Origin of the sequence: Kaistia granuli DSM 23481 (genome assembly GCF_000380505.1) — a bacterium.
In the GTDB taxonomy this organism is placed as follows: Bacteria; Pseudomonadota; Alphaproteobacteria; order Rhizobiales; family Kaistiaceae; genus Kaistia; species Kaistia granuli.
This window is the reverse complement of the sequence record NZ_AQYH01000007.1, coordinates 287287-312577: the sequence shown is the minus strand read 5'-3', so window position 1 is coordinate 312577 and position 25291 is coordinate 287287. Positions and strand designations below refer to the sequence as shown.

Sequence of the window (25291 nt, the reverse complement as noted above, 5' to 3'; positions counted from 1 at the left end):
CCGAACGGGACACGATCGAGGCCAGCCGGACGAACCGGCCGCCGCGTGGCCTCAGAGCGCCACCTGGGCGGCTTCCTTTTCGGAAACACCCTCGTCGAACTGGTAGCGGTAGAGCTTCTCATAGACGCCGCCGAGCCGCACGAGCTCGGGATGCGTTCCGACCTCGACGACATGCCCGCGCTCGATCACCGCGATCTTGTCAGCGTTCAGGATGGTCGCCAGGCGGTGGGCGATAACGATCGTCGTGCGCCCCTCCACCAGCTTGTCGAGCGCGATCTGGATCATGTGCTCGGATTCGGAATCGAGCGCCGATGTGGCCTCGTCGAGCAGCAGGATCGGCGCATTCTTCAGGATGGCGCGCGCGATGGCGATACGCTGGCGCTGGCCGCCGGAAAGCTGCACGCCGTTCTCGCCGACATGGCTCTGAAAGCCCTTCGGCAGTCCCATGATGAAGTCATAGGCGAAGGCATCACGCGCCGCCTGCTCGACCTCGGCATCGGTCGCGCCCAGCCGGCCAATGCGGATGTTGTCGGCGACGGTGCCCGAGAACAGGAAGACGTCCTGGCTGACAAAGGCGATCTGGTGGCGCAGCGAGCCGACTGAAACGGTGCGGATATCCTGTCCGTCGATCTTCACCGCGCCCGTCTGCACATCGTAGAAGCGCTGGATCAGCGACAGGATGGTCGATTTTCCGCCGCCCGAAGGCCCGACCAGCGCCAGGCGCTGCCCGTGGTCGACGGACAGATTGACATCCCGCAGCACCGGATCGGTCTTGCGGTAGCCGAAACTCACATCCTCGAGCTCGATCTTGCCACGCGTCAGTCGCAGCGGCGGATGATCATCCGATTCCGTCGCGCTCTGCGGATGGTCGAGAATGTTGAACAGCGCCCGCACCGAGATCAGGCTTTCGGCGATGCCGACATTCATGCGGGCCAGCCGCTTCGCCGGCTCGTAGGCGAGCAGCAGCGCGGTGATGAACGACATGAACTCGCCCGGCGTCTTGCCGGCGGAGATCGTGCTCCAGCCGGCATAGAGGATGACGAGACCGATCGAGATGCCGCCAAGCGTTTCCATCAGCGGGCTGGTGCGGGCCTGCAGTTGCGACACCTTGTTGGCGCGCTGCTCGACCGCCGATACGGCCTCCGTCATCCGGCCGCGCATGTGATCGGCAAGCCCGAAGGCCTTGACCATCTTGGCGCCGTGCACGGTCTCCTGGATGATCGAGACGATCTGCGTGCTGGAGGCGAATTCCGACTTGGAGATGTTGCGGATGCGCTTCACCAGACGCGTGACGAAAACGATCGCGATCGGCGCCACCAGCAGCGCGATGATCGACATCAGCGGCGCCTGGTAGACCATGACGAAGATCAGGCCGATCAGCGTGACGAGATCGCGGCCGAGGCTGAGCACGATGGTGTCGAGGATCGAGCGGATGGCATTCGAACCGCGCGAAATCGACATGATCAGTTCGCTTGAGGCGCGATCATTGTAGAAATCGAGGCCGAAATTCAGGCAGCGATCGTAGAACCGCTTCTGGTTCTCCGCGACAATGCGATTGCCGATGCGGCTCTGGATGACCACCTGGCCATAGGTGGCAAAGCCCTTGACGATGAAGATCGCCATCACGCCGAAGGACAGCACCCAGAGCATCTGGACATTCTGGGCGACGAATATCTGGTTGACGACGTCGCGCATGATCCAGGCCGAGAGCGAGGTCATCGCAGCGACAAGGAACAGGAAGCCGAAAGAGATCAGATAGCCCTTGCGGTGATCGCGGAAGTTGGCCCGCAGGATCCGCGCCACCACGCCGATCGTTCCCTCGTCATTGTTGACGATTGCGCGGTAGAAATCGCCCCATCGACGCAGATTGAGCTTTGCCTCCTCGGGAGGCATCGGCGTCTTGGGATGCAATTGAGCCTGGGGCTTTGTCATGTGCGCTTGGTCCGGCGTCCTGAGACGCACACCGACCTCTGCTCCGTCTGGTTACTGACAGCGCCTTTTATCGGCTGCGGCCATCGCTGTCCACAAATCGCCCTGCGGCCGATTCGAGCCCGTGCCCCCGCGGCGCCCTCGAAATCGGCGAAGAGCGGCGACGGAGCCTTTCGCGGCGCGGCCGGCGAGGGGCGAACCGCCTCGCCTGCATCCTATTTCAAACTCGCGCATCTTCCCCACTGGCATTTCCCGGCTGGCCGGGAGATCGTGGTCGTTCGTGTCCAGTGCAGGTATTCGGGGCGGATTCCGCCCCTCCCGGAAAAGGAAGCCACCATGACGCAGCGGGCGATCCGCGGTCCCGCCCTGACGTTTCGCGGCGACCCGTTCCGGTTGCCGGCCGGCGAAGCCCTGCACTATTGGCCGGATGCGCTGATCCGGATCGAGGACGGCCGCATCGCCAGCGTCGAGGACGCGGCCGAGGGCCTGGCCCGGCTGCCGGCCGGCGTGCCGCTGACGCATCATGCCGACGCCCTGATCTGCCCGGGTTTCATCGACGCGCATGTGCATTTTCCGCAGATGCAGATGATCGGCGCCTTCGGCGCGGAACTGCTGGAATGGCTGGATCGCTACACCTTCGTCGCCGAGCAGGATTTCGCCGATGAGGACCATGCGCGCGACGTGGCGGGCCGCTTCCTGCGGGAGCTGCTGCGCGCCGGCACGACGACGGCGGCCGTCTACTGCACTGTGCATCCGCATTCCGTCGACGCGCTGTTCGAGGAGTCCGAGCGCTTCAACACAAGGATGATCGCCGGCAAGGTGCTGATGGACCGCAATGCGCCGGAAGGCCTGCTCGACACGGCCGGAACCGGCTACGCCCAGTCGAAGGCCCTGATCGAGCGATGGCACGGCAGGGGCCGGCAGCTCTATTGCATCACGCCGCGCTTCGCGCCCTCATCGACGGAGGCGCAGCTCGAGGCCGCCGGCCGCCTCTGGCGCGAACATCCCGGCACCTATGTGCAGACGCATCTCTGCGAGAACCCCGGCGAGATCGCCTGGGTGCGCGAGCTCTTCCCGGATCGCTCCAGCTATCTCGACGTCTACGACCATGCCGGGCTGACCGGCCCGCGCGCCATCTTCGGCCATGCCGTGCACATGAGCGAAGACGACTTCGCCTGCTGCCACCACACCGGCTCGGCGCTGGCGCATTGCCCCACCTCGAACCTCTTCCTCGGCAGCGGCCTGTTCCGCCTGTTCGACGCCAGGCGGGCGGACCGGCCCGTGCGGGTCGGCCTCGGCACCGATATCGGCGCCGGCACCAGCTTCTCGCAGCTGCAGTCGCTGAACGAGGCCTACAAGGTGGCGAAACTCGGCGGCAACGCCCTGACCCCCGAGCAGGGCTTCTACCTGGCGACACGCGGCGGCGCCGAAGCGCTGCGGCTCGACGACCGTCTTGGCCAGATCGCTCCCGGCTTCGAGGCCGATCTCGTCGTGCTCGACCTGAAGGCGACGCCACTGCTCGAATTCCGTCTCGCGCATGCGCGTGACCTCGCCGAGACGCTGTTCGTGCTGATGACGCTCGGCGACGACCGGGCGATCCGGACGACCTATATCGCCGGCGAGCCGGTCTATGAACGCGACCGGGCCGAGCCGTTCGTCTATCCGGCCGCGGCCCGGTAATGCCGGACTGCGCTTGGCGGCCCCGTCCGTTCAGGTCCCGTCGCCGTGATAGTCGATGCCCTTGGCGATGATCTCGCGATAGGCCTCGAAGCTGCGTTTCGGCGTGCGCTTCTGGGTGTCGAAATCGACATGGACGATACCGAAGCGGCGGCCATAGCCCTGCAGCCATTCGAAATTGTCGAACAGGCTCCAAACCATGTAGCCGCGCAGGTCGACGCCATTCGCCTTGGCCTTCAGCGCCGCCTCGATATGACGGCGGATATAGTTGGCGCGGCGGGGATCGTTGACCGTGTCGCCGTCCAGCACCTCGTCGATCGGCCCGAAGCCGGCGCCGTTTTCGGTGATGTAGATCGGCGGATTGTCGTATTCGTCGCGAATGCGCTCGAGCAGGCGGCGCAGATAGTCGGGCCGGACCGGGCCGTTGAAGGCGGCGGGCGCCGGATCGGGATTCGTCTCCATCCAGTTGATGCCGAGCGGCTTCAGCGGATCGTGGCGGACATAGGCCGGCGCGTAGAAATTGACGCCGAGAAAGTCCGGCCGGTTCGCCGCCAGCGTGGCGAGATCGGCGTCCGAGACGACGAAATCCGGATTGAGCGCCTGGAACGAGTTCATCACCTCGATCGGATAGCGACCCTTGAACAGGGCATCGAGGCACCAGCGATTGATGACGGCGTCGCCGAGCCCCGCCGACAGGATGTCGTCGGATTTGCCGGGATTTTCGGGGATTGTCGGCATCAGCGGCAGCGCGACGCCGATCTCGCCGCGATAGCCGGCGGCGCGGAAATCGCCAATCGTCTCGGCATTCGCCAGCAGCCAGTGATGCAGGGCGACGGCCTGGCGTCCATATTGCGCATCGGTGATGGCGGCGGGATCGCCAACGCCCGTCTTGATGTTCTCGACCATCGGCTCGATCAGGAAGAGATTGATGAAGGGCTCGTTGAAGGTGATGAATTTCGTCACCTTGGCGCCGAGCACCTCGCGCACGAGGTTCGCGTACTGGCGGAACCAGCTGACCGATTCCGGGTTCGACCAGCCGCCGCGATCGTCGAGCGCCCGCGGCAGGTCCCAGTGATACAGCGTCACCACCGGCTCGATGCCGGCCTCGAGCAGATCGACGACGAATTGCTGGTAATGGGCGACGCCTGCCTCGTTGATCTTGCCGACACCGTCCGGCAGCAGACGCGCCCAGGAGAGGGAGAAGCGATAGCAATTGATGCCGAGCTTCTGCATCAGGGCGATGTCTTCGAGATACTGGGTCCGATCATAGGCGTTGATCGCGACGTTGCCCGTCTCGTGCTTCTCGGTGACCGGCTCCGTGGCGCGGTAGACGTTGGTGTAGATGTCCCAGTTCGACAGGCCCTTGCCGTCGGCCTGCCAGGCGCCCTCTACCTGATAGGCGGCGCTCGCCGCGCCCCAGAGAAACTTCGTCGACACCATATACGGCGCTCCCTTCCACGCCGCCTGCCCGACGGCGCCTCGGATACGACGCTCCGAACTTGGCTTCTTTCAGGCGCGCACGAGATCAGCTCCGTGCCTTGGCTCCGCGCCCATAGATCAGCAGCATGACGATGATGACGCAGCCATAAATCACCTGGCGTCCCGCCTCCGGCATCTGCATCACCGAGAGAATCGATTGCAGCAGCGTGATCAGGATGACGCCGGCGATGGTGCCGAGATAATTGCCGCGCCCGCCGAGGATGTTGGTTCCGCCCAGCACCACCGCCGCGATCGCCGGCAGCAGGTAGGAATCGCCCATGTTCTGGTAGGCCTTGTTGGAATAGCCGGCGAGCAGCACGCCGGCGAAGGCGGCCATGGCGCCGGAGAAGGCGAAGCAGCCGATCAGCACGCGATTGGTGTTGACGCCGGAGAGGTAGGCGGCGGATTCTCGGTTTCCCACCGCATAGACCGCCCGGCCGAAGGCGGTGCGCCGAAGCACGTAGATGACGAACAGGCCGACGATGGCCCAGACGAACAGCGCATTCGGAATGCCGAACAGGCTGCGTTGCACGGCGATGAAATGCATCGCCTTCGTCGCCTGGTCGAGCGGCGCGAATCCGCCCGTATGCAGCACCATCAGACCCTGGGCGACGGCGTTCATGCCCAGCGTGAAGATCATCGACGGCAGGCGCAGATAGGCGACGCCGAGACCGTTCAGCGTGCCGACGACGGCACCGCAGAACACGCCGAACGGGATGCAGAGCCAGACACCGGCCGCCCCGCCCCAGCCGACCATGGCGGTCGCCATCATCGCGCCCAGCGTCACCACCCAGGGGATCGACAGGTCGATGTGGCCGAGCAGGATCACCATCATCGCGCCAGAGGCGATGATGCCCAGGAATGCGCCGACCTGCAGTTGCTGCAGCAGATATTCCGGCGACAGGAAAGCGGGCGAATAGAGCGCGCCGCCCGCCAGGATCAGCAGGATGCAGCCGAAGGCGATCGCCACCGACCGATCGATGCCGAAACGGCCGGCCAGGCTCGGGCCGCGCGCGGCCCCCGTGTCGACCCCGGTCACGTGAAAAGCTCCAGACGATTGCGAACGCGCAGGATGCGGAAGGCGCCGAGGCTGACGGCGAACAGCAGCACGACACCCTGGAACAGCGGCTGCCAGAGCGGCGGCAGATCGAAGACGAACAGGAGGTCCTCGATGGTCCGAAGCACGAAGGCGCCGAAGATCGAGCCGATGGCCGAGCCCCAGCCGCCGAACAGCGAGGTGCCGCCGATGACGACGGCGGCGATCGAATTCAGCGTATAGGCGCCGGCGATCGGCGCCGATGCTTCGCCGGAATAGGTGTTGAAGGTCAGCATCAGGCCGCCGGCCGACGCCAGCAGGCCGGCCAGCGTATAGGCCAGCAGCTTCGCCCGCTGTACCGGCACGCCGGACATGTAGGCGGCCTGCTCGTTCGAGCCGACGGCATAGGCGGCCCGCCCGAGGATCGACCGGCGATAGGGGATCCACACCACCAGCACGATGAAGAAGAGCACGACCAGCGCGGCCGGCACGACGCCGAACAACTGGCCGGTCAGCAAATCGGCGATATCGGACTGCACGTCGCCGCCCGGGCTCGGCCGGATGAACAGGGAGATGCCGTAATAGACGGCGCCGGTCGCCAGCGTCGTGATGATTGGCTGCAGGCGGCCCCAGACGACGATGGCGCCATTGATGAAGCCGGCCAGCGCGCCGATCCCGAGCACGGCGGCGACGCCGAGAAGGCCGGTCCCGACCGAACCGACGACGATGGTCGAGGCGATGCAGTTCGCCAGCACGAACACCATGCCGACCGAGAGATCGAGGCCGCGCGTCAGCACCGGCAAGGTCTGCGCCATGGCGACGAGGGCGAGCAGCACCGCCTTGTTCGCCGCCGTGGTGGCGACGGCCGGCGTCAGCCCGGCGCTGTGGTTGGAGACATAAAGGGTGAACATCACCGCGAACAACGCGACGGCGGTCAGCACGCCGGCATTGTGGGCGAGCCAATAGCGCGCATTGCTCATCGCTCCGTGGCTCATGCCGCCTGCTCCGAAGCGTCGATGTTAAGCGCGCTCTCGAGCAGATTTCGCTCGGTCAGCGCCTCGCCCGTCAATTCGCGGCGGATGCGGCCGTCATAGATGACAAGCACGCGGTCGCAGCAGCCGATCAACTCGGCATAATCGGTCGAATAGAACAGGATCGAGGCCCCCTGGTTCGCCAGTTCCCGCATCAGGCGGTAGATCTCCTGCTTGGTGCCGACATCGATGCCGCGCGTCGGGTCGTTCAGCAGGATGATGCCGGGTTCCGTCATCAGCCATTTCGCCAGCACGACCTTCTGCTGGTTGCCGCCGGAAAGCGCGGAGACCGGTGCGTCAAGGTCGGGCGTCTTGACCCGCAGCCGGTCGACCATGACGTTGACGGCGGCGGCCTCCTTGTCGGCGTCGATGCCGAAGCGGCCGAGCAGGCGCGGCAGGGCGGCGAGGGTCATGTTGTCCCGCACGCTCATCGGCAGCATCAGGCCCTCGGTCTTGCGATCCTCGGGGATCAGCGCCATCGGCAGCGGCGCCTGCATCGCCTGGCGCGGCCCCTTCAGCGGAACCGGATGGCCATCGACGGTGAGCGAGCCCGAGACACCCCGCAGGACGCCGAACAGGCCGAGCAGCAATTCGCGCTGCCCCTGCCCGTCCAGGCCGCCGAGCCCGACGATCTCGCCTTTACGGACCGCGAACGAGACGTCCTGGATCTCGCGCCCCCAGTTGAGGTTCGCCGCGGCCAGGGCTACCGGCGCGTCGGGTTTCGGCTCCGGTTTCGGCGGATATTGATGCGTGACCTCGCGGCCGATCATCATCTCGATGATGGCTTTGACCGAGCGATCGCCCTTCCTGAAAGTCTCGATCTTGCGGCCGTTGCGGAAGACGGTCGCCGTATCGGCCAAGGCCTCGATCTCGCGCATACGGTGCGAAACATAGAGAATGCCGACCCCGGAGGCCTTCAGCTCGCGGATGATGGCGTAGACGCGTTCGACATCGTCGGCCGTCAGCGCCGACGTCGCCTCGTCGAGGATCAGGATGCGCGGATCGCGGCCGAGCGCCTTGGCGATCTCGACCATCTGGCGGCGCGACAACGGCAGGTCGCGCACCAGTTCGAGCGGATGCACGTCCTCGCAGCCGACGCGCTTCAGCAGCGCGCGCGCCCGGTCGCGCTGGGCGCCGGCGTCGATCATGCCGCCCCATTTCGGAGGGTCGACGATGGAGAGATTGTCGGCGACCGTCATTTCCGGCAGCAGCGACAATTCCTGGAACACGCAGACGACGCCGGCTCGCATCGCCTCGGTCGGATTGCGGAAGCGGACCGGCCGGCCCTCGATGAGGACCTCGCCCTCGGTCGGATCGGTGACGCCGGAGGCAATCTTGATCAGCGTCGACTTGCCGGCGCCGTTCTCGCCCAGCACGGCATGGATTTCTCCGGCATAGGCGGAAAAATCGACCTCGGTCAGCGCGGCGACACCGCCATAGCGCTTCGATATGCGCTTCAGTTCGAGATAGGGCTTCCGGTCTGGCAAGGCGGCGATCCACGCAAGGAGAGACAGAATCCGGCTGGCGGGTCATAAGGCCCGCCAGCCGGAAAGACAGGCGCTACTGGTTCTCTTTGCTCTGGCCCATGATCTCCTGGGCGGTGAAGTTGATCCCGCAGCTGGGGAAGGCGTTGCCGACGAAGAAGTTGTCGGATTCCTTGGCGTAGAAATTCACGCCGTCCTTGAAGTCCGGGTCCTTGTCGATGGCGAGCGGCAGCTCGATCGACTGCGGGACGACATTGCCTTCGAGCGCCTCGATCGCCGTCTTGATGGCGACCGCGACCTGGGCCGGGCCGGATCCGGCCGAAACGCATTTCAGGCCGTCGCCCGTATGCTCGGCGCAGAGCTTGCGGAAGCCGTTCTCGGTCTCGCCGCCGACGGGAACGAACGGATGACCGGCATCCATCAGCGCCCGAACCGTGCCGGTCGAACCGCCCTGGACGGTGACGCCGTCAAACTTCTTGTGCACGGCGACCGCATCGGCCGTCACCTTCTGCGCCGTGCCGTCGTCCCAGCGGCCGATGACCTCGACGGTCTCGAACTTCTTGCCGGACTTGGCGAGCACTTCCTGGATGCCTTCATGACGATCGCGGTCAACCGAGGTGCCGGTCACGCCGCGCACCTCGAGCAGCTTGCCGCCCTCGGGCAAGTGGTCGACCATCCACTGGCCCCAGAGCTCGCCGAGGCCCTTCTGGCTGACGTTGACGTTGATCGCCTCGTCGGTGTCGAGCGTATTGTCAAAGGCGACGAGCACGACGCCGGCCGCCTTGGCGCGCTTGATCACCGGCTTGAAGGAGGTCGGGTTCTGGGCGTTGACGACGATCGCGTCGTAGCCCGAATTGATGAAGTTATCGACGGCGGCGATCTGCGCGGCGACGTCGTCACCGGTCGAGACGACCTTGAATTCCTTGAGCTTCGCCTTGACGTCCGGCTGCTCGGCATAGGCCTTCGCCGTCTGGATCATCTGGATGCGCCAGGTATTGCCGATGAACCCGTTGGCCAGCGCGATCCGGTACGGACCTTCCTTCTTCGGGAACTTGAAGAATTTCGTGTCCGCCGTCCACGGCTTGAAGCAGTTGGGGTCGTTGCTCGGTCCCGCCACGATTTCGGGACCAGCGGCATGCGCCGCGGTGGCGAGGGCGCCGATGGCGATCGTCGTCGCCAGGAGCTGCCGGATGAGCTTCACCATGTTGTAGCCTCCCTAGATATTCTTGATTGGACCGGTTCGCCGACCCCGCGCCTCCCTTCGCGCGAACGCCGCCGTCTCCTTCCACCCTCGAGCAAGCCGGTTCTCGCGCCAGGGCCACACTCTCCATATCTGAGATATTTGAGTATCTTACCGCCTCACGCAACGTCACGCACGCAAAATGCGTCGCGACTGCAATCGCGTCCAGAACTTCTTCACAGGAAGCCCGCACGCAGGGAATACCCTTACGGAAGTATCGCAATCTTACTACGGATTCTTCAAGGGAAGCTCAACCGTCGAATGGCGGCGATTGTCCATTCTCCGGAGACAGCCTTATTCTGGCGGGACGGTTGAGTTCCGGTCGCAGAAAGCCATTTTCAGACCAACGCACTCAATGGAGAGAACATCATGGATCTGCAGCTCGGTGGCTTCCACCATCTCACCGCGATCACGGCGGACGCGCCGGGCAATCTCGCCTTCTACACCAAGGTCCTCGGCCTTCGTCTGGTGAAGAAGACGGTCAACCAGGACGATACCAGCGCCTACCATCTCTTCTATGGCGACGGCGCGGCGACGCCGGGCTCCGACATCACCTTCTTCGACTGGCCGGTCGGCCCGGCCCGGCGCGGAACCCATTCCATCGTCCGCACCGGCTTCCGTGTCGACGGCGGCAGCCTCGGCTGGTGGCGCGATCACCTGCGCGCCCAGGGCGTCACCACCGGCGACGTCGCGGATGTCGGCGGCCGCCAGGGCCTGGTGTTCGAGGATCCGGAAGGTCAGCGCCTGTCGCTGGTCGACAACGGATCGGTCGCGGCGACCCATCCCTGGGAGCGGAGCACCGTGCCGGCCGAGCATCAGATCCACGGCCTCGGCCCGATCACGATCAGCGTGCGCGATCTGGCGCCGACCGAGATGGTGCTGACCCGCGTCATGCACATGAAGAAGGTGCGCGACTATCCGCAGAGCGCGATCTCGTCGAACCGGGTGCACGTCTACCAGATGGGCACCGGCGGACCGGAGACGGAACTGCATGTCGTCGTCGAACCGGACGCGCCGACGGCGCGCGAGGGCGCGGGCGGCGTCCACCACGTTGCCTTCCGCACGCCCGACTATGACAGCCTGCGGCTCTGGGCCGAGCGGGTGCGCGACTTCCGCATCGGCTCCAGCGGCGAGGTCGAGCGCTACTATTTCCGCTCGCTCTATTTCCGCGAGCCGAACGGCATCCTGTTCGAGATCGCCACGGACATCCCCGGCTTCACCGCCGACGAGCCGATGGAGTCTCTCGGCGAGAATCTGTCGCTGCCGCCCTTCCTCGAAGGCCGGCGCCAGTCGATCGAAGACAATCTGAAGCCGCTCTGACGGCAGGGAACGAACGATATGACCATCGACAGGACGGGAGGCTCCGGCCCCCACTCCGGCCAGCGGATCCTGACCGCCGGCGCGCCGATTGCCGGCGCGCGCGGCGCCGTCATCACGCTGCATGGCCGGGGAGCCTCCGCCGACGACATCATCGGGCTGTCCGATCATCTCGGCCAGGACGATATCGCCTATTTCGCGCCGCAGGCGGCGGGCTCGGTCTGGTATCCACAGCGCTTCATGGAACCGCGGGCGCTGAACGAGCCCTGGCTCGGCTCGGCGCTCGGCATCGTCCATAGCCTCGTCGACGACATCATCGGGGCCGGCATTCCGCGCGAGCGGATCGTGCTGCTCGGCTTCTCGCAAGGCGCCTGCCTGGCGCTGGAGGCCGTGGCCCGCAAGCCGGGGCTCTATGGCGGCGCCGTCGGGCTGAGCGGCGGCCTGATCGGCGCGGAGAACGAGATGTGGGACGGATCCGGCGATCTCGCCGGAACGCCGGTCCTGCTCGGCTGCGCCGAGCGCGACGGCCACATCCCGCTCGCCCGCGTCGAGGAAACGGCGGCCCGTTTCGCCAAGGCCGGCGCGACGGTGACCAAGCGAATCTACCAGGGCTCCGCGCATGGCGTGAACGCCGACGAGGTCGAGCTGACGACCGCGATGCTCGCCGCGCTCGGCAACAAGGCAGCCGTCTAGAGAGTGGCAACAACAACCTGTCCCGACCGCTGGTCGGGACAGGCGACATCCGTTCGCCCGACTAGGGCGGCGTCAGGCGGAAATCCTTGCTCTCGGGCAAGGTCTGGCCGCCATCGACGACGATCGTCGTGCCGGTGATGTAGGCGGACTCGTCCGAGGCCAGGAACAGTGCCGCATTGGCGATATCCTCCGGCGTGCCGAGACGGCCGAGCGGGATCGAATCCTCCATGCCCTTGATGAAGGCGGCGCTGCGGCCGGCCTTCATGCCTTCGGTCAGGATGTTGCCGGGCTCGATGCCGTTGACGGTGATGCCGTAGCCGGCGAATTCCAGCGCCGCCGACTTGATGAAGCCGTTGATGCCGGCCTTCGAGGCCGAGTAGTGGCCATGACCGGGGCTGGAGACGCGCGGGCCGGTGATCGACGAGGTGAAGATCATCCGCCCATAGCCCTTGGCCCGCATGACCGGCAGCGCCGCGCGCGCCACCAGGAAGGTGCCGCGCAGATTGACGCCGAGCACGGCGTCCCATTCTTCCGGCTCGATGTTCTCGATCAAGGTCCAGGGATAGATGCCGGCATTCTGCACGGCGATATCGAGACCGCCGAAATGGGTCACGGCTTCCGCGACCGCGCGCTCGGCATCCGCCTGCTTCGAGATGTCCGTCTGGATGAAGCGCGCCTTTTCCGGGCCGCCAAGCGACGCCACGAAGGCCTCGCCCGCCTCGATCTCGGTGTCGGCGACGACCACACGGGCGCCTTCGGCGGCAAAGCGGGCGGCGATGCCGCCGCCAATACCGCGCGCCCCGCCCACGACGAGCGCGACACGGCCGTCGAGACGTTGAGACGTAGTGCTCATTACGCGAGCCTCTTTCTGATGCTGAGTTTGAAGGTATCGAGCAGCACCGCCACGAGAACCATGCCGCCCTGGATCAACTGGGTGAAGTGCGCCGGCATGCCCATCAGGTTGATCGCGGTCTGGATCGAGGCGAGCAGCAGCACGCCGGCATAGACGCCCGGCAAGCTGCCGACGCCACCCTTGAGGCTAACGCCGCCGATGACCACGGCCGCGAAGGTCTGGAACAACATGCCGACGCCGAGATTGGCGGTCGCGCCGGAGGTCCGGATCGCCAGCAGCCAGCCGGCCAGGCCGGCGATGGCGCCGGCGAGGACGAAGGTGGTCGCCGTCAGCCGGTCGACCTTGATGCCGGCGCGATAGGCGGCGGTCGGATTGCCGCCGATCATCAGCAGGTGGCGGCCGAACGGCGTCCGGTTGAGGATGAAGGCGAAGACCAGCGTGGCGATGATGGCGATCCAGGCCATCAGCGGGATCTGCAGGAAGCGCTGGATCGCGAGAAAGCGGAGCTCGGCCGGCAGTTCCTGCGCCGAGCGACCACCGGACAGCGCGACGACCAGTCCGCGGCCCCAGATATAGGCGGCGAGCGTGACGATGAACGAGTTCATCTTCAGCTTGACGACGAAGAGCGCGTTGCTAGCTCCGACCATGGCGCCAATCGCCAGCGCGACGGCGAGTGAGATCGGCACCACCAGCCATTCTGGCGTGAAAGCGATGCCGAGACCGACGCCCGACTTGGCGAACAGGATTCCCACCACCATGGCGGCGAGCGCCATCACGGACTCGATGGAAAGGTCCATATAGCCGGCGATGATCAGCAGGGAGAGGCCAATCGCCAGCGTGCCGACGAAGGTCGACTGCTCGACGATGTTGGCGAAGATGCCGATCTGGAAATAGTTCGGGATCGTCAGCGAGAACAGCGCCAGCACGGCGATGAGGATGAACCAGACGAGATGATCGAGGACGAATTCGATCGCGGCCCGGCGATTGGACGAGACCATGGAGCGGCTCCGGGTGTTGCGGCGATGGCGGACAGGCTTCAGGGACGCCGGCTTCAGCAGCGCGGCCGCCTGGAACTGTCCCGCGCCGTCGGCGGCCAGGCCGGCGACGACACGAGGAAGCAAAGTCGTCCCGACCGGCTGGCCGGGACGACGAGTTGCATGGAACCGTTACTCGACCGACTTAACCGGCGCTTCCGGTGTCTTCATGTTGCCCCAGAAGCGTGGGTCGTCGATGTTGTCCTTGGTGATCGCGGCGCCCGGGATCTTGATGTTCGGACCCCAGTCCTCGATCGTCATGACGCCTTCGAGACCGAGCACGTCATAGGTGCCGGGCTTGATCTCCTGCTTGTTCACGACCTTGTCGGTGAACATGGCGAGCGCTGCGGCCTGGGCGAACAGCGGCTGCTCGACCTCGACCTGCTGCCAGCCCTTGCGGATCAGGTCGAGACCGACCGGAGCGCCGTTCGACGAGACGAGCATGATGTCGCCCGGCTTCTTGCCGGCCGCCTCGAGCGCCGCGACGGCGGCGACCGAGAGATGGGCGGCATGCACGAAGATCAGGTCGATGTCAGGGTTGGCGAGCAGCTGATCGGCGACGATCGAACCGGCGTTCGAGGCCTCCCACTGCATGGCCGGATGCGAAATGATGGTGACGTCCGGGAACGCCTTCATCTTCTCCTCGAAACCCTTCTGGATGTCGAGCGTGTAGGGATCGCCGGGGTCGCCGAGGACCTGCAGCACCTTGCCCTTCACGGCACCGTTCTTCTCCTTGAGCAGGCGCTCGATCTCGGCAGCCGCGACGTGGCCGATCTCGATCGTGCCGGCGACCGAGGTCAGATCACTCTTGGTCGAGGTGATCTGGCGGTCGAACTGCATGACCGGGATGCCGGCGGCGCGGGCCGCCTCGATCTGCGGCTTCAGGGCGTTGAAATCGACGGCGGCGAGCACGATCGCCGACGGCTTCAGGGCGATGACGTCATTCATCTGGCCCTGCTGGACATCGGTCTTGTTGTCGGCATTGAGCGCGACGGTCTCGTAGCCGACATCCTTCATGAACTTGGTGATGGCGGTCACCGATCCCGTCTGGAATTCGTCCAGCAGGGTCGGCACCAGGTAATAGACCTTGCCCTTGTCGGCGGCCCAAGCGGCCGGCGTCAGGAAGGTTGCGGCGCCGAGCACGACGGCTCCCGCCAGGACACCCATCAAACGCTTCATCATATGGCTCCCTCAGCTGGTGTTCGTAGTCTGGAAGGTGCGGTTTCGGCTCTTGCCAGCCTATGCCGCCGGATGGGCTTGACCATTGTCCTGGTCGATACTCCGCGCGCGGCCGCCCAGTGCCTCGCCGGTAATCAGTTGCACGATCTCGTCGGCCGAAGTCTCGGAGCGACGGACATCGCCGGCGACCTTGCCCTGCCGGATCACCACCATGCGGTCGGCCACCTGGAAGGCCTGGCTCATGATGTGGGTGATGAAGATGACGCCGATGCCCTGGTCGGCGATGCGGCGGATCAGTTCCAGGCCGCGCCGCGTCTGCTCGACGCCGAGCGCTGCGAACGGTTCGTCGAGCAGCACCAGCTTGCCGCCCCAATGGACGAAGCGGTTCAGCTCGATCGCCTGGCGCTGGCCGCCGGAGAGATGCTCGACATTGGTCCGGAGGGACGGGATCTTCGTGCCGGCGTCGGACAGCGCCTTGGCAACGATCTCCTCCATCGCCTTTTCCTGCAGCACGGGCACGCCGAGATACTTCTTCACGATCTCGCGGCCCATGAAGAAGTTCGCCACGACGTCGACATTCGTGCAGAGCGACAGGTCCTGGTAGACGGTCTCGATGCCGGCTGCCTTGCCGTCGGCGGGCGAGGTGAAATGGCGCTCCGCGCCGTCATAGATGACCCGGCCTGAACTCGGCTCCAGGCCGCCCGAAATGATCTTCACCAGCGTCGACTTGCCGGCGCCATTGTCGCCGAGCAGCGCCACGACCTCGCCGCGTCCGATCTCAAACGAGATGTCGCGCAACGCCTGGATTGCGCCGAAGCTCCTGGAGATGTTCTCGAGCCGCAGCAGCGGCGCTTCGGTGGTCATGCAGCTACCTCTTTCTTTGCCGGGCCGGTCATGATCGGATCGCGATCGGTGCGCTCCTCCTCGCCGGCGAAAAGAAGACCAAAACGGGGGGACAGCACGCCGGAGATCGCCAGGGCGGCGGAGCCCCGCATCACGGCGTCCTTGCCCTCGGTCGACAGCAGCAGCCGCGGCGAGGTTCGCCCGCTGCGCTCGGCGACGGAATGCATCAGCGGCTCGGTCGCCGCGAACAGGCGGCGCAGCAGCGCTTCCGAAGCGAAGCCGCTGATGACGATGCCTTCGGGATCGAACAGGTTCTCGATGGTGGCGATCGCCCGGCGCAATACGGGCGCGGTCTCGGCGATCCACTCGTCGACGATGGCGGGATGATCCTCGAGCGCCCTCTCGACCTCGGCGCCGGGATCGACGGCCTTCAGGCGCCGGTCGAGCGCCTCCAGCGACACATAGCGCTCCAGGCAGCCTCGATTGCCGCACGGGCAAAGATCGCCATCCGGCACGATCGGGATATGGCCGATCTCGCCGGCATTGCCATGCGCGCCGAGCAGCACGCTGCCGCCATGCACCATGGCGCCGCCGAAGCCGACGCCGACATAGAGATAGTAGAAGGAGTTGAGGTCGCGGCCCTTGCCGTAGAGACGCTCGCCGAGCGCCGCGGCGCTCGGTTCGGTGCCAACGAAGGCCGGCAGCCCGGTCGTGGCCGTCAGGCGGCCGCCGACATCGACGCCCTTCCAGCCTTCCAGCGTGGTCGGGCCGACGAAGCTCATCGACTCGACGTCGTTCGGCCCCGGCATGGCGACGCCGATTCCGAGCATCCGGGCATCCGGCCGCAGGGCCCGCATCTCGGCGATCAGGGTCTCGAAGATGGCGAAGGAACGCTCCGGAGTGACCGGCGCGAAGGCATGGTAGCGGCTACCGACGATGTCGCCGGCGAGGTTGACCAGCGCCGCGCCGATGCCGATCGGCGTCACATGCAGGCCGATGGCGAAACCGCCCTCCGGATTGAGCATCAGGCTCGTGCGCGGCAGTCCGCGGCCCTTGGGCGCGTCTCGGGAGCCGGTGACAAAGCCGTTCTGTTCCAGTTCGCGGATGATGGTGGAGACGGTCTGGACGGTAAGGCCGACGCGGCTGGCGATGTCACCGCGAGCAATGGGCGCTTCCAGCCGTATCGTCTCGAGCACGATACGCCGGTTGTAGGGTCGCCCAAACTCCTGGTTGGTGCCGCGCAGGGCCATCGTCGCTCCCGTCCTGTTACCTCAACGTTAGCCCAATGATTTATTCAGTCAAATGGATTTATATATTGCTGCGGACGCCGCCGCGCCGGTCGCCGGAAGCGGTGCATAAGTGGCGGGCTACAACCGGAATATCCTGTGGGCCGGCTGTGGATAAGCTGTGGAGCGCCTGTGGGTCGCGGCTACGGCCCCACGGCAGACGGGCTACCCCGACGCTGATGCGCCGGGGCGTCCTCAAGGGGCCGATCAGTCGGCCAGTTCGAACAGGATATCCTGAGCACCCTTCCAGAGCGTCAGCTTGCCGAGCGCGACGATGTTCTCGAGCCCCTCGGTGATGGTCAGGAAGTGGTTGCCCGAAAGCTGGCCAACCTTCGACGAGAAGCAGACGCCGCCATAGGCGAGCAGGATCTCGGTTTCACTGACACCGCCGGGATAGACGATGATCTGGCCGGGCGCCGGATGGCTGGTGTTGTTCTCGTAGCCGAGGCCGAGATCGAGATCGCCGAGCGGAATCCAGCAACCTTCACCGCTCCAGCGCACATGAATGATCTTCTCGCGGTAGGGCAGCAGCTTCTTGAAGACCGCGCAGGTCTTCGGCGCCAGCTCTTCCTCGAGCTTGCCGTAGAAGGTGAAGGGACCGGCGGTGATTTTCACTTTGGTCATTCGATCTCGTCGTCCTTGTTTCGCAATCGTCAATGCATGGCGCGGTCACACGCATTTGATGTGCCGCTGTCGGCGGAGGGGCATGCGGGCCGGAACGTTCGCGCCGCGGCGCCGTTTTCCGGGCCCGACACGCGTCACGAGGTCTGCCATGTCCCGTCTTCCGAACATCATCATCGCAGCTTCCGCTGTCATCGTCATGTCCGCGTCCACCGTCGTCCCCGCCAGCGCAGCGACCCGCACCGGCACCCTGGTCTGCACGGTCGCGCCGGGCATGGGATTCCTCATCGGATCCAGCAAGCGTCTCGATTGCCAGTTCAACTCGAAGACCGGCCGCGAGCGCTATACCGGCAGGATCAACAAGCTCGGCCTCGATATCGGTATCACCACGGGCGGCAAGATCGCCTGGGCCGTGCTGGAGCCGTCGCGCCGGCATGGCGATCTCGGCGGCACCTATGTCGGCGCGTCGGCCGAAGCCACCGCCGGCGTCGGACTGGGCGCCAATGTGCTGGTCGGCGGCGGCAATGGCGGCATCTCGCTGCAGCCGCTTTCGGTCTCCGGCCAGAAGGGCCTGGACATAGCCGCCGGCATCGGCTCGATCACGCTGACGCGCGTAGCGGGCACCTGACCCCCGCCGCTTGCCGGAAGGGTCGGCCTCCCCGCCAGCCCTTCCGGAGATGACAATCATGCTGCCATATGGAACGCGCAGAGCATTCGCGATGGCGAAGACGGTGCGAAGCGAGTAGCTTTCCCTAATGCCACCGAATGACCGGACCGAACGAATGCTGCGTGAGCCGAGCACTGACGGCCAGATTTTCGACATCGCCCCAGTGTCGCTATGGGAAGAAGACTATAGCGGCCTGAAAGCACTCTTCGATAGCTGGCGGGCAGCCGGGGTCGTCGATCTCGAAGCCTATCTACGCGAGGATCCCGCGCGGGCGGCGGCCTGCTCCAGCCAGATCCGGGTCCTGCGCGTCAACCGCAAGACCCTGTCGCTGCTTGAAGCCGACGATCTCCACCATCTGGTCGCCAATCTCGACCGCGTGTTCCGCGACGACATGCTGCACGCTCATATCGGCGAGCTGGTGCAGCTCTGGAACGGCGAGATGACCTTCAGCAGCCTGACGGCCAACTACACGCTTTCCGGCCGGAGGCTCGATGTCCTGCTGAAGGGAACCATCGTTCCCGGCTACGAGGCGAACTGGCAGCGCGTGCTCGTGACGATCGAGGACGTGACCGAGCGCGAGACGGCCCGACGCAGCCTGGTGCGCAGCGAGGAGTATGCCCGCGGCCTGTTCCATCATTCGCCGGTGTCGCTCTGGGTCGAGGATTTTTCCAGCGTCAAGCGACTGATCGACGAGATCCGCCAGAAGGGCATCATCGACTTCCGCGTGTTCACCGACGTGCATCCGGAATTCGTCACCCGCTGCATGAGCGAGATCCGCGTCATCGACGTCAACCAGCATACGCTGCAGCTGTTCGCCGCCGCCGACAAGCCGACCTTGCTGCGAAATCTCGGCGACGTGCTGCGCGATTCGATGAACGGCCACTTCCGCGAGCAGCTGATCGATCTGTGGGACGGCAAGCTATTCCAGCAGCGCGAAGTCGTGAACTACGCGCTCGACGGCAAGGAGCTGCACCTGCACCTGCAGTTCTCGGTTCTGCCCGGCCATGAGCAGGACTGGTCGCTCGTGCAGGTCGCGCTGACCGACATCACCGCCCGCAAGGCGGCGGAAGCCTATCTGGAATTCCTCGGCAAGCACGACGTGCTGACCAAGCTGTACAATCGCTCCTTCTATGTCGACGAGCTGAACCGGCTGCGGCGCAACGGCCCGGCTCCCGTATCGATCATCATCGTCGACCTGAACGGGTTGAAGGCTGCCAACGACAAGTGGGGCCACGCCGCCGGCGACGAGCTGCTGCGGCGCGTCGGCGAGGTGCTCGGCAAGCTGGTCACCCAGCCCTATCATGCCGCCCGCATCGGCGGCGACGAATTCGCCGTCCTGCTGCCCGGCACGGACGAGGCCGGCGCGGAGAAGACCATCGAGGACATCCGCCGGCTCGTCGAGCTCAACAACCAGTTCTATTCGAGCACCATGCTCAGCCTTTCGATCGGCGCCGCCACCAGCGAGCCCGGCGAGGCGTTGGAAGATGTCGTGAAGCGCGCCGATGTGCGGATGTATGAGGAAAAACACCGTTTCTACGGCCTGTCGCCGCTGGAGCGCCGCCGCGCCGCGGCCTATTTCGACGCCGACGCCTGAGCGGCGCTCGCCAGCCCCACACCCCCTTGTGGACAGAACGTCGCGGTCGGACCTTCGTATGGGTTACATTCGCTCCAGCTTATAGGATGCTGGCACGGGGCAGCGGCGCAACCGATGGACGGTGCCGCTGCGCGAGCGAGTGTCCGCGTTAATCGAGGAAATCAAGATGACCCAACCTGGCCAGGACGGCACCAACGGCACTATCGGCTATCAGGAGCGCGAAGCCGTGGCCGTCTTCGACAGCGAAGCCGCCCTCAACGCGGCTGTCGACGCCCTCATGCAATACGGGCTCCGGCAGGAGGATCTGAGCGTCCTCGCCACGACGGAAACGCTGTCCGCCGCCAACCCGACGACCGCGCTCGAAGACAAGGACGACGTTGCCCGGGCGAGCTATGTCACCGAGGATTCGCGCACCGAAGGCGCGGCGGCCCTGACGGGCGGCCCGGCACTCGTCACCGGCCTCGGCGCCGCGCTCGTCGCCGGCACGGTCGGCGCCGCCCTGATCCCGGCTCTGGCGCTGACGATCGGCGGCACGCTCGCCACCGGCTCGGCCGGCTTCATGCTGTCGCGCATCTTCGGCCGCAAGCATGCGAACGCCATCCACCAGCAGCTCGCCAATGGCGGCCTGCTGCTCTGGGTGCATGTGTCGGATGCCAAGGACGACGCCAAGGTCCTCGACATCCTGAAGCAGAATGGCGGTCGTGACGCGCACATCCACACCGTGCACCGCAGCTGGGGCGTCGACGACGTGCCGTTCAGCACGTCGCAGCCCGACCCGTTGCTGAAGCTCTAGGCGCTTTTGGGAAGAACTGCGCGGCCGGCCCTGGGGGCCGGCCGTTTTCCTTAGTCGTGATAGACGACCGAGCGACCGCCATCCATGGTCAGCACCGAGCCGGTGCTGAAGGCGGATTCGTCGCTGGCGAGGAACAGCGCCGCCGAGGCCACCTGCTCGGGCGTGCCGATGCGGCGGAGCGGAATCAGATTCTCGATCCGCGACCGCGCGGCGGCTGGATCCTCGAACTCCGCCAGCCAATCCCTGACCTTGTCGGTCTCGATATAGCCCGGCGCGACCGCGTTGATGCGGATGCCCTTCGGCGCGTAGTCGACGGCGAGCGACCGCGTCAGGCCGACAAGCCCATGCTTCGCCACCGGATAGGGGAAGGTGCCCGGGATGATGGCGAAGGCGTGGGTCGAGGCGATGTTGACGATCGCCCCCTGCCCCGCCGCGATCATCCCCGGCAGGACGGCGCGGATCATGTGCCAGGCGCCTTCGAGGTTGACGGCCATGCAGCGCCGCCATTCCTCGTCCGCGAGTTCCAGCGGGTCGGAGAAGACGTTGATGCCGGCATTGTTGACCAGCACGTCGACCCGGCCATAGCGCGCGAGCACCACGGCGACCGCGGCTTCGACCGAGGCGCGCTCGCCGATATTCGCCTCCGCCGTGACGAGGGTGGCGCCTTCGGCCGCGAGCTCCGCCGCGAAGGCGGCGAGCGCCGGCGCGTCGATGTCGATCAGGCCGAGCGAGGCGCCCTCGGCGGCGAACTTGCGGGCGATCGCCGCGCCGATGCCGCGCGCGGCACCGGTGACGATGGCGATCTTGCCTTCGAGGCGTCCGGCCATGATGAACCTACCAGTCGACGATGGTGCCGTCCGGCAGGACGGCTTCGCGGGTCGGGAACGGCTCCTGCTTCCAGGGATGCTTCGCCGCGACGGCGAGATCAACCTCGACGCCGAGGCCCGGCGCCTGCGGGATCTGCCAGGCGCCGTCGACACGCTCGATCGGACCCTGCACCACCTCGAAATACCACGGCACCGCGCCGGTCATTTCTTCCTGGATGATGACGTTCGGGGTGGCGACGTCGAAATGCAGCGCCGCGACGCCGGCGATCGGCCCGAGCGGGTTGTGCGGGGCGAGGCCGATGCCGGCCACCTCGGCGAGCGCCGCGATCCGCCGCGCCTCGCTGAAGCCGCCGCAATGGCAGAGATCGGGCTGGGCGATGGTCATCGTCCGCGCCTCGATATAGGGGGCGAATTCGGCAGCGCTCGTCAGCCGCTCGCCATGGGCAATGGCGACCGGCGACGCATCGGCGATCACCTTCATCGAGGCGACGTCGCCGGGCGGGATCGGCTCCTCGGCGAACATCACGTTGAACGGCTCCAGCGCGCGCAGATAGGAGAGCGCGGCGCCGGCCGAGGCGCAGCGGCCGTGGAAATCGACCATCAGCTCGATCTCGGGTCCGACGGCGTCGCGTAGCGCGCCCATGCTCTTGACGAAATCGTCGATCGCCGCCGGCGTCGCCGTGTAGTGCGTGTAGGGCACGTTGACGACCTTCATCGCCTTGTAGCCCTGCTCCTTGACGGCGAGACCGCGCTCGACCAGCGAGGAGGCGTCCATCGAATGGTAGACGGCATCCATCTGGCCGAGACCGAGATGGGTATAGATCGGCACGCGGTCGCGCACCTTGCCGCCGAACAGGCGCCAGACCGGCACGCCGAGCGACTTGCCGAGAATGTCCCAGAGCGCCATCTCGATGCCCGACAGCGCCGTCATGCCGATGACGCCGAGCGGCTGCCAGAAGCCGTGCTTCTTCATGGCACGCACGGCATTCTCGATGTCGCGCGGATCATGGCCAAGCAGGATCGGCTCGAGGTCGGCGATGGCCCCGACGATGGCGCGCGCCTTCCATTCGAGCGTCGCCTCGCCCCAGCCATAGAGGCCGGGCTGGTCGGTCAGGACGCGGACGAACACCCAGTTCCGCATCTCGGCGTTGACGACATGCGTCTCGATCTTGGTGATCTTCATTCTGTCAGTTCCTAGCGACGGCCGAGCGAGCGGGAGCGCAGATTGTCGAGCAAGACCGCCATCAGCAGAATCAGGCCGCGCACGACATACTGGTAGAAGGCCTGGATGTTGAGTAGGTTCATAACGTTCTCGGCAATGCCCATGATCAGCACGCCGACGATGACGCCGGTCATCGCCGCGCGGCCGCCGGCGAGCGACACGCCGCCGAGCACGCAGGCCGAGATGACCGAGAGCTCGAGGCCGGTCGCCGCGTTCGGCTGGCCCGAGGTGATGCGCGAGGCGAGCAGGATGCCGGCGATGGCGCAGACCAGGCCCTGCAGCGTGAAGATCCAGATCCGCATCCAGTCGACATTGACGCCGGCGAGGCGCGAGGCCTCGGGATTGCCGCCAATGGCGAGCGTGTTGCGACCGAAGACGGTCCGGTTCAGCACGAAGCCGAAGATGCAGAACAGGATGCCCATCACCCAGATCGGGGTGGGCACGCCGAGGAACTTCGACAGAGCGAGCTGGTAGAACGACGCGTCGTTGATGCCGACGGCGCGGCCGTCCGACGAGATCAGCGCCAGGCCGCGCACGATCTGCATCGTGGCGAGCGTGGTGATCAGCGCGTTGATCTTCAGCTTGGCGATGACGACGCCATTGACGAAGCCGACGAAGGTGCCGAAGCCGATCGCGATCAGGAGGCCGAGCGGGATCGAGCCGGTGGCGTTCGAGGCCATGACCGCGACCATGCCGGTGAAGGCGACGATCGAGCCGACCGACAGGTCGAAATCGCGCGAGGCCAGGCAGAACATCATCGTGCAGGCGACGATGCCGATCGTCACCACCGACTGCAGCAGGCCGAGCATGTTGCGCTCGGTGAGGAAGTTCGGGACGGTCAGCGACACCACGGCGAAGGCGATGGTGAAGATGACGACGAGGCCCTGCTCGCCGAGCAGGATTCGCTTCAGGGAACCGGTCATCAGGAAACCTTCTGGATTGCTTCGGCAGCCGAGCGGTCCGGCAGAGCGGCCGCGAGAATGGTGCGTTCGTTGAAATCGGCGCGATCGAAGGTGGCGGCGATGCCGCCGCCGCACATGACGGCGATGCGATCGGAGATGCCCATCACTTCCGGCAGCTCGCTCGACACCACGACGATGGCGAGACCGCCTTCGGCCAGTGAATACAGCAAGTCGTAGATCTCGGACTTGGCGCCGACATCGATGCCGCGCGTCGGCTCGTCGACGATCAGCACGCGGACGTCGGTCTCGGCCAGCCAGCGGGCCAGGATGACCTTCTGCTGGTTGCCACCCGAGAGGTTGACGATGTCCTGCTTGCGCGACGGCGTGCGGATGCGAAGACTCCTGATGAAGCCGTCGGCGAGCGCCGCTTCCTTGCCGAGGTTCAGGATGCCGAAGGGCGAGAAATGACGGCGCGCCGAGATGGCGATGTTGTCCGAAACCGAGCGGCCCTGGACGATGCCGTCGAACTTGCGGTCCTCCGGGCAGAGCACGAGGCCGGCGCGGATCGACTGGCGCGGATCACTCGGCGCGACCGGCTTGCCGTCGATGGCGACACTGCCGGCGTGGCGATGATCGGCGCCATAGACGAGACGCATCAGCTCGCTGCGGCCGGCGCCGACCAGGCCGAAGAAGCCGAGGATCTCGCCCTTGCGCGCCTCGAAGCTCGCCGGCTTCGGCAGCTTCGAGCCGGTGATGGTCTCCACCTTCAGGCGCGTTTCACCGATCGCGCGGCCGCGCCAGCCCCAGATGTCGCTGATCTCGCGGCCGACCATCTCGGAGACGATCTGGTCGCGCGTGACCCCTTCCATGCTGGCGTGATGGGCGGCGAGCTTGCCGTCGCGCAGCACCGTGACGCCGTCGCAGAGGCGGAAGACCTCGTCGAGGCGGTGCGAGATGTAGAGGATGACCTTGCCCTGCTCGCGCAGGCGTTCGATCAGCTTGAACAGGATCTCGCTCTCGCGCGAGGAGAGCGACGAGGTCGGCTCGTCCAGCGCGATGACGCGGGCATCGAGCATCACCGCCTTGGCGATCTCGATCATCTGGCGCTCGCCGATGGAGAGCGCGGAAACCTTGGTGCGGGGATCGACGTCGACGCCGATATCCCGAAGCTTGCCGCCGACATCCGCGGCGAGCTCGCGGAAGCTGATGACGCCCGCTTTGGCCGGGAAATGGCCGAGCCGCAGGTTTTCGGCGACGGTCAGTTCCGGCACCAGCTGCAATTCCTGGTGTACCACCGTCACCCGAGCGGCGAAGGCGTCGCGGGTCGAATGGAAATTCTGGGCGACGCCGTCGATGCGGATCTCGCCCTCATCGGCGCGGATATCGCCCGAGAGGATCTTGATCAGGGTCGACTTGCCGGCGCCATTCTCGCCCATCAGGCCGTGCACGCGGCCCTTGGCGACGCCGAAAGAGATGCCCGACAGCGCCTTGACGCCTGGGTAGCTCTTGGAAATGCTGGAGAATTCTAGAAAATCAGCCATATGCGACGCTCCCCCCGCAAACGAGAACCGGCGGCGGATGACT

22 protein-coding genes are annotated in these 25291 nt (G+C 65.9%); 6 read left to right on the top strand and 16 right to left on the bottom strand.

Translation table 11 applies throughout. The features are described from left to right. Window positions 1-51: 51 nt before the first annotated feature. Complete coding sequence (locus G342_RS0111335; protein WP_245557261.1) at window positions 52-1932, bottom strand: ABC transporter ATP-binding protein; 1881 nt, start codon at window positions 1930-1932, stop codon at window positions 52-54. A gap of 333 nt (window positions 1933-2265) precedes the next feature. Here G342_RS0111335 and guaD point away from each other — a divergent pair, with 333 nt between their 5' ends. Then, complete coding sequence (gene guaD, locus G342_RS0111330) at window positions 2266-3609, top strand: guanine deaminase (RefSeq protein ID WP_018183259.1); 1344 nt, start codon at window positions 2266-2268, stop codon at window positions 3607-3609. Window positions 3610-3639: 30 nt separating this feature from the next. Here the strand turns inward: guaD and G342_RS23910 are convergent, their stop codons facing one another. From G342_RS23910 to G342_RS0111305, 5 genes are all read right to left on the bottom strand, one after another. Further along, window positions 3640-5046: a glycoside hydrolase family 1 protein gene (locus G342_RS23910; RefSeq protein ID WP_018183258.1), complete on the bottom strand. Its 1407-nt coding sequence runs from the start codon at window positions 5044-5046 to the stop codon at window positions 3640-3642. A gap of 85 nt (window positions 5047-5131) precedes the next feature. Continuing rightward, complete coding sequence (locus G342_RS0111320) at window positions 5132-6124, bottom strand: ABC transporter permease (protein ID WP_018183257.1); 993 nt, start codon at window positions 6122-6124, stop codon at window positions 5132-5134. Continuing rightward, complete coding sequence (locus G342_RS0111315; RefSeq protein ID WP_018183256.1) at window positions 6121-7101, bottom strand: ABC transporter permease; 981 nt, start codon at window positions 7099-7101, stop codon at window positions 6121-6123. The genes G342_RS0111320 and G342_RS0111315 overlap by 4 nt, the downstream gene beginning before the upstream one ends. 11 nt (window positions 7102-7112) lie before the next feature. Beyond that, window positions 7113-8639: a sugar ABC transporter ATP-binding protein gene (locus G342_RS0111310; RefSeq protein ID WP_018183255.1), complete on the bottom strand. Its 1527-nt coding sequence runs from the start codon at window positions 8637-8639 to the stop codon at window positions 7113-7115. 73 nt (window positions 8640-8712) lie between these two features. Then, complete coding sequence (locus G342_RS0111305; RefSeq protein WP_018183254.1) at window positions 8713-9840, bottom strand: sugar ABC transporter substrate-binding protein; 1128 nt, start codon at window positions 9838-9840, stop codon at window positions 8713-8715. Between the two features lie 405 nt (window positions 9841-10245). Between G342_RS0111305 and G342_RS0111300 the strand changes: the two genes are divergently transcribed. Together G342_RS0111300 and G342_RS0111295 are read left to right on the top strand one after the other, a co-directional pair. Next, a complete protein-coding gene (locus tag G342_RS0111300; protein WP_018183253.1) occupies window positions 10246-11196 on the top strand; it encodes a ring-cleaving dioxygenase in 951 nt (316 codons plus the stop codon). A gap of 18 nt (window positions 11197-11214) precedes the next feature. Continuing rightward, the gene (locus G342_RS0111295) at window positions 11215-11886 is read left to right on the top strand and encodes an alpha/beta hydrolase (RefSeq protein ID WP_018183252.1); all 672 of its coding nucleotides are present in this window, start codon (window positions 11215-11217) and stop codon (window positions 11884-11886) included. 61 nt (window positions 11887-11947) lie between these two features. On the opposite strand, the gene G342_RS0111290 is transcribed toward G342_RS0111295, so the two are convergent. The 6 genes from G342_RS0111290 to G342_RS0111265 form a co-directional block, all read right to left on the bottom strand. Continuing rightward, a complete protein-coding gene (locus G342_RS0111290) occupies window positions 11948-12739 on the bottom strand; it encodes an SDR family oxidoreductase (RefSeq protein ID WP_018183251.1) in 792 nt (263 codons plus the stop codon). Beyond that, window positions 12739-13737 carry an ABC transporter permease gene (locus G342_RS0111285; protein WP_026304340.1) on the bottom strand — a complete coding sequence of 333 codons (999 nt, stop codon included), beginning with the start codon at window positions 13735-13737 and terminating at the stop codon, window positions 12739-12741. The genes G342_RS0111290 and G342_RS0111285 overlap by 1 nt, the downstream gene beginning before the upstream one ends. A 168-nt stretch (window positions 13738-13905) precedes the next feature. Then, window positions 13906-14952 carry a substrate-binding domain-containing protein gene (locus tag G342_RS0111280; RefSeq protein ID WP_026304339.1) on the bottom strand — a complete coding sequence of 349 codons (1047 nt, stop codon included), beginning with the start codon at window positions 14950-14952 and terminating at the stop codon, window positions 13906-13908. Between the two features lie 60 nt (window positions 14953-15012). After that, the gene (locus G342_RS0111275) at window positions 15013-15816 is read right to left on the bottom strand and encodes an ATP-binding cassette domain-containing protein (protein WP_018183248.1); all 804 of its coding nucleotides are present in this window, start codon (window positions 15814-15816) and stop codon (window positions 15013-15015) included. Further along, the gene (locus G342_RS0111270) at window positions 15813-17045 is read right to left on the bottom strand and encodes an ROK family transcriptional regulator (protein WP_018183247.1); all 1233 of its coding nucleotides are present in this window, start codon (window positions 17043-17045) and stop codon (window positions 15813-15815) included. Before G342_RS0111270 ends, G342_RS0111275 begins: the two co-directional genes overlap by 4 nt. Before the next feature lie 243 nt (window positions 17046-17288). Continuing rightward, a complete protein-coding gene (locus tag G342_RS0111265; protein ID WP_018183246.1) occupies window positions 17289-17705 on the bottom strand; it encodes a DUF3830 family protein in 417 nt (138 codons plus the stop codon). Between the two features lie 148 nt (window positions 17706-17853). On the opposite strand from G342_RS0111265, the gene G342_RS0111260 reads away from it, so the two are divergent. The 3 genes from G342_RS0111260 to G342_RS0111250 all read left to right on the top strand — a co-directional run bounded on the left by G342_RS0111260 (window position 17854) and on the right by G342_RS0111250 (window position 20756). Then, the gene (locus tag G342_RS0111260; protein ID WP_018183245.1) at window positions 17854-18330 is read left to right on the top strand and encodes a DUF992 domain-containing protein; all 477 of its coding nucleotides are present in this window, start codon (window positions 17854-17856) and stop codon (window positions 18328-18330) included. A gap of 154 nt (window positions 18331-18484) precedes the next feature. Then, window positions 18485-19963 (top strand): sensor domain-containing diguanylate cyclase, encoded by a 1479-nt coding sequence (locus G342_RS0111255; protein WP_018183244.1) that lies wholly within the window; start codon window positions 18485-18487, stop codon window positions 19961-19963. Between the two features lie 166 nt (window positions 19964-20129). After that, window positions 20130-20756: a hypothetical protein gene (locus G342_RS0111250; RefSeq protein WP_018183243.1), complete on the top strand. Its 627-nt coding sequence runs from the start codon at window positions 20130-20132 to the stop codon at window positions 20754-20756. Window positions 20757-20806: 50 nt separating this feature from the next. Here G342_RS0111250 and G342_RS0111245 read toward each other — a convergent pair whose 3' ends face one another. From G342_RS0111245 to araG, 4 genes are read right to left on the bottom strand one after another with little or no spacing between them, the layout of a single operon-like run. Continuing rightward, window positions 20807-21583, bottom strand: coding sequence for an SDR family oxidoreductase (locus G342_RS0111245; protein WP_018183242.1), 777 nt, complete (start codon window positions 21581-21583; stop codon window positions 20807-20809). 7 nt (window positions 21584-21590) lie between these two features. Beyond that, window positions 21591-22766: an enolase C-terminal domain-like protein gene (locus G342_RS0111240; protein WP_018183241.1), complete on the bottom strand. Its 1176-nt coding sequence runs from the start codon at window positions 22764-22766 to the stop codon at window positions 21591-21593. Between the two features lie 11 nt (window positions 22767-22777). After that, window positions 22778-23728, bottom strand: a complete 951-nt coding sequence (gene araH, locus G342_RS0111235) for an L-arabinose ABC transporter permease AraH (protein ID WP_018183240.1) — start codon at window positions 23726-23728, stop codon at window positions 22778-22780. Beyond that, window positions 23728-25248, bottom strand: a complete 1521-nt coding sequence (gene araG / locus G342_RS0111230; RefSeq protein ID WP_018183239.1) for an L-arabinose ABC transporter ATP-binding protein AraG — start codon at window positions 25246-25248, stop codon at window positions 23728-23730. The genes araH and araG overlap by 1 nt, the downstream gene beginning before the upstream one ends. Window positions 25249-25291: the final 43 nt, after the last annotated feature.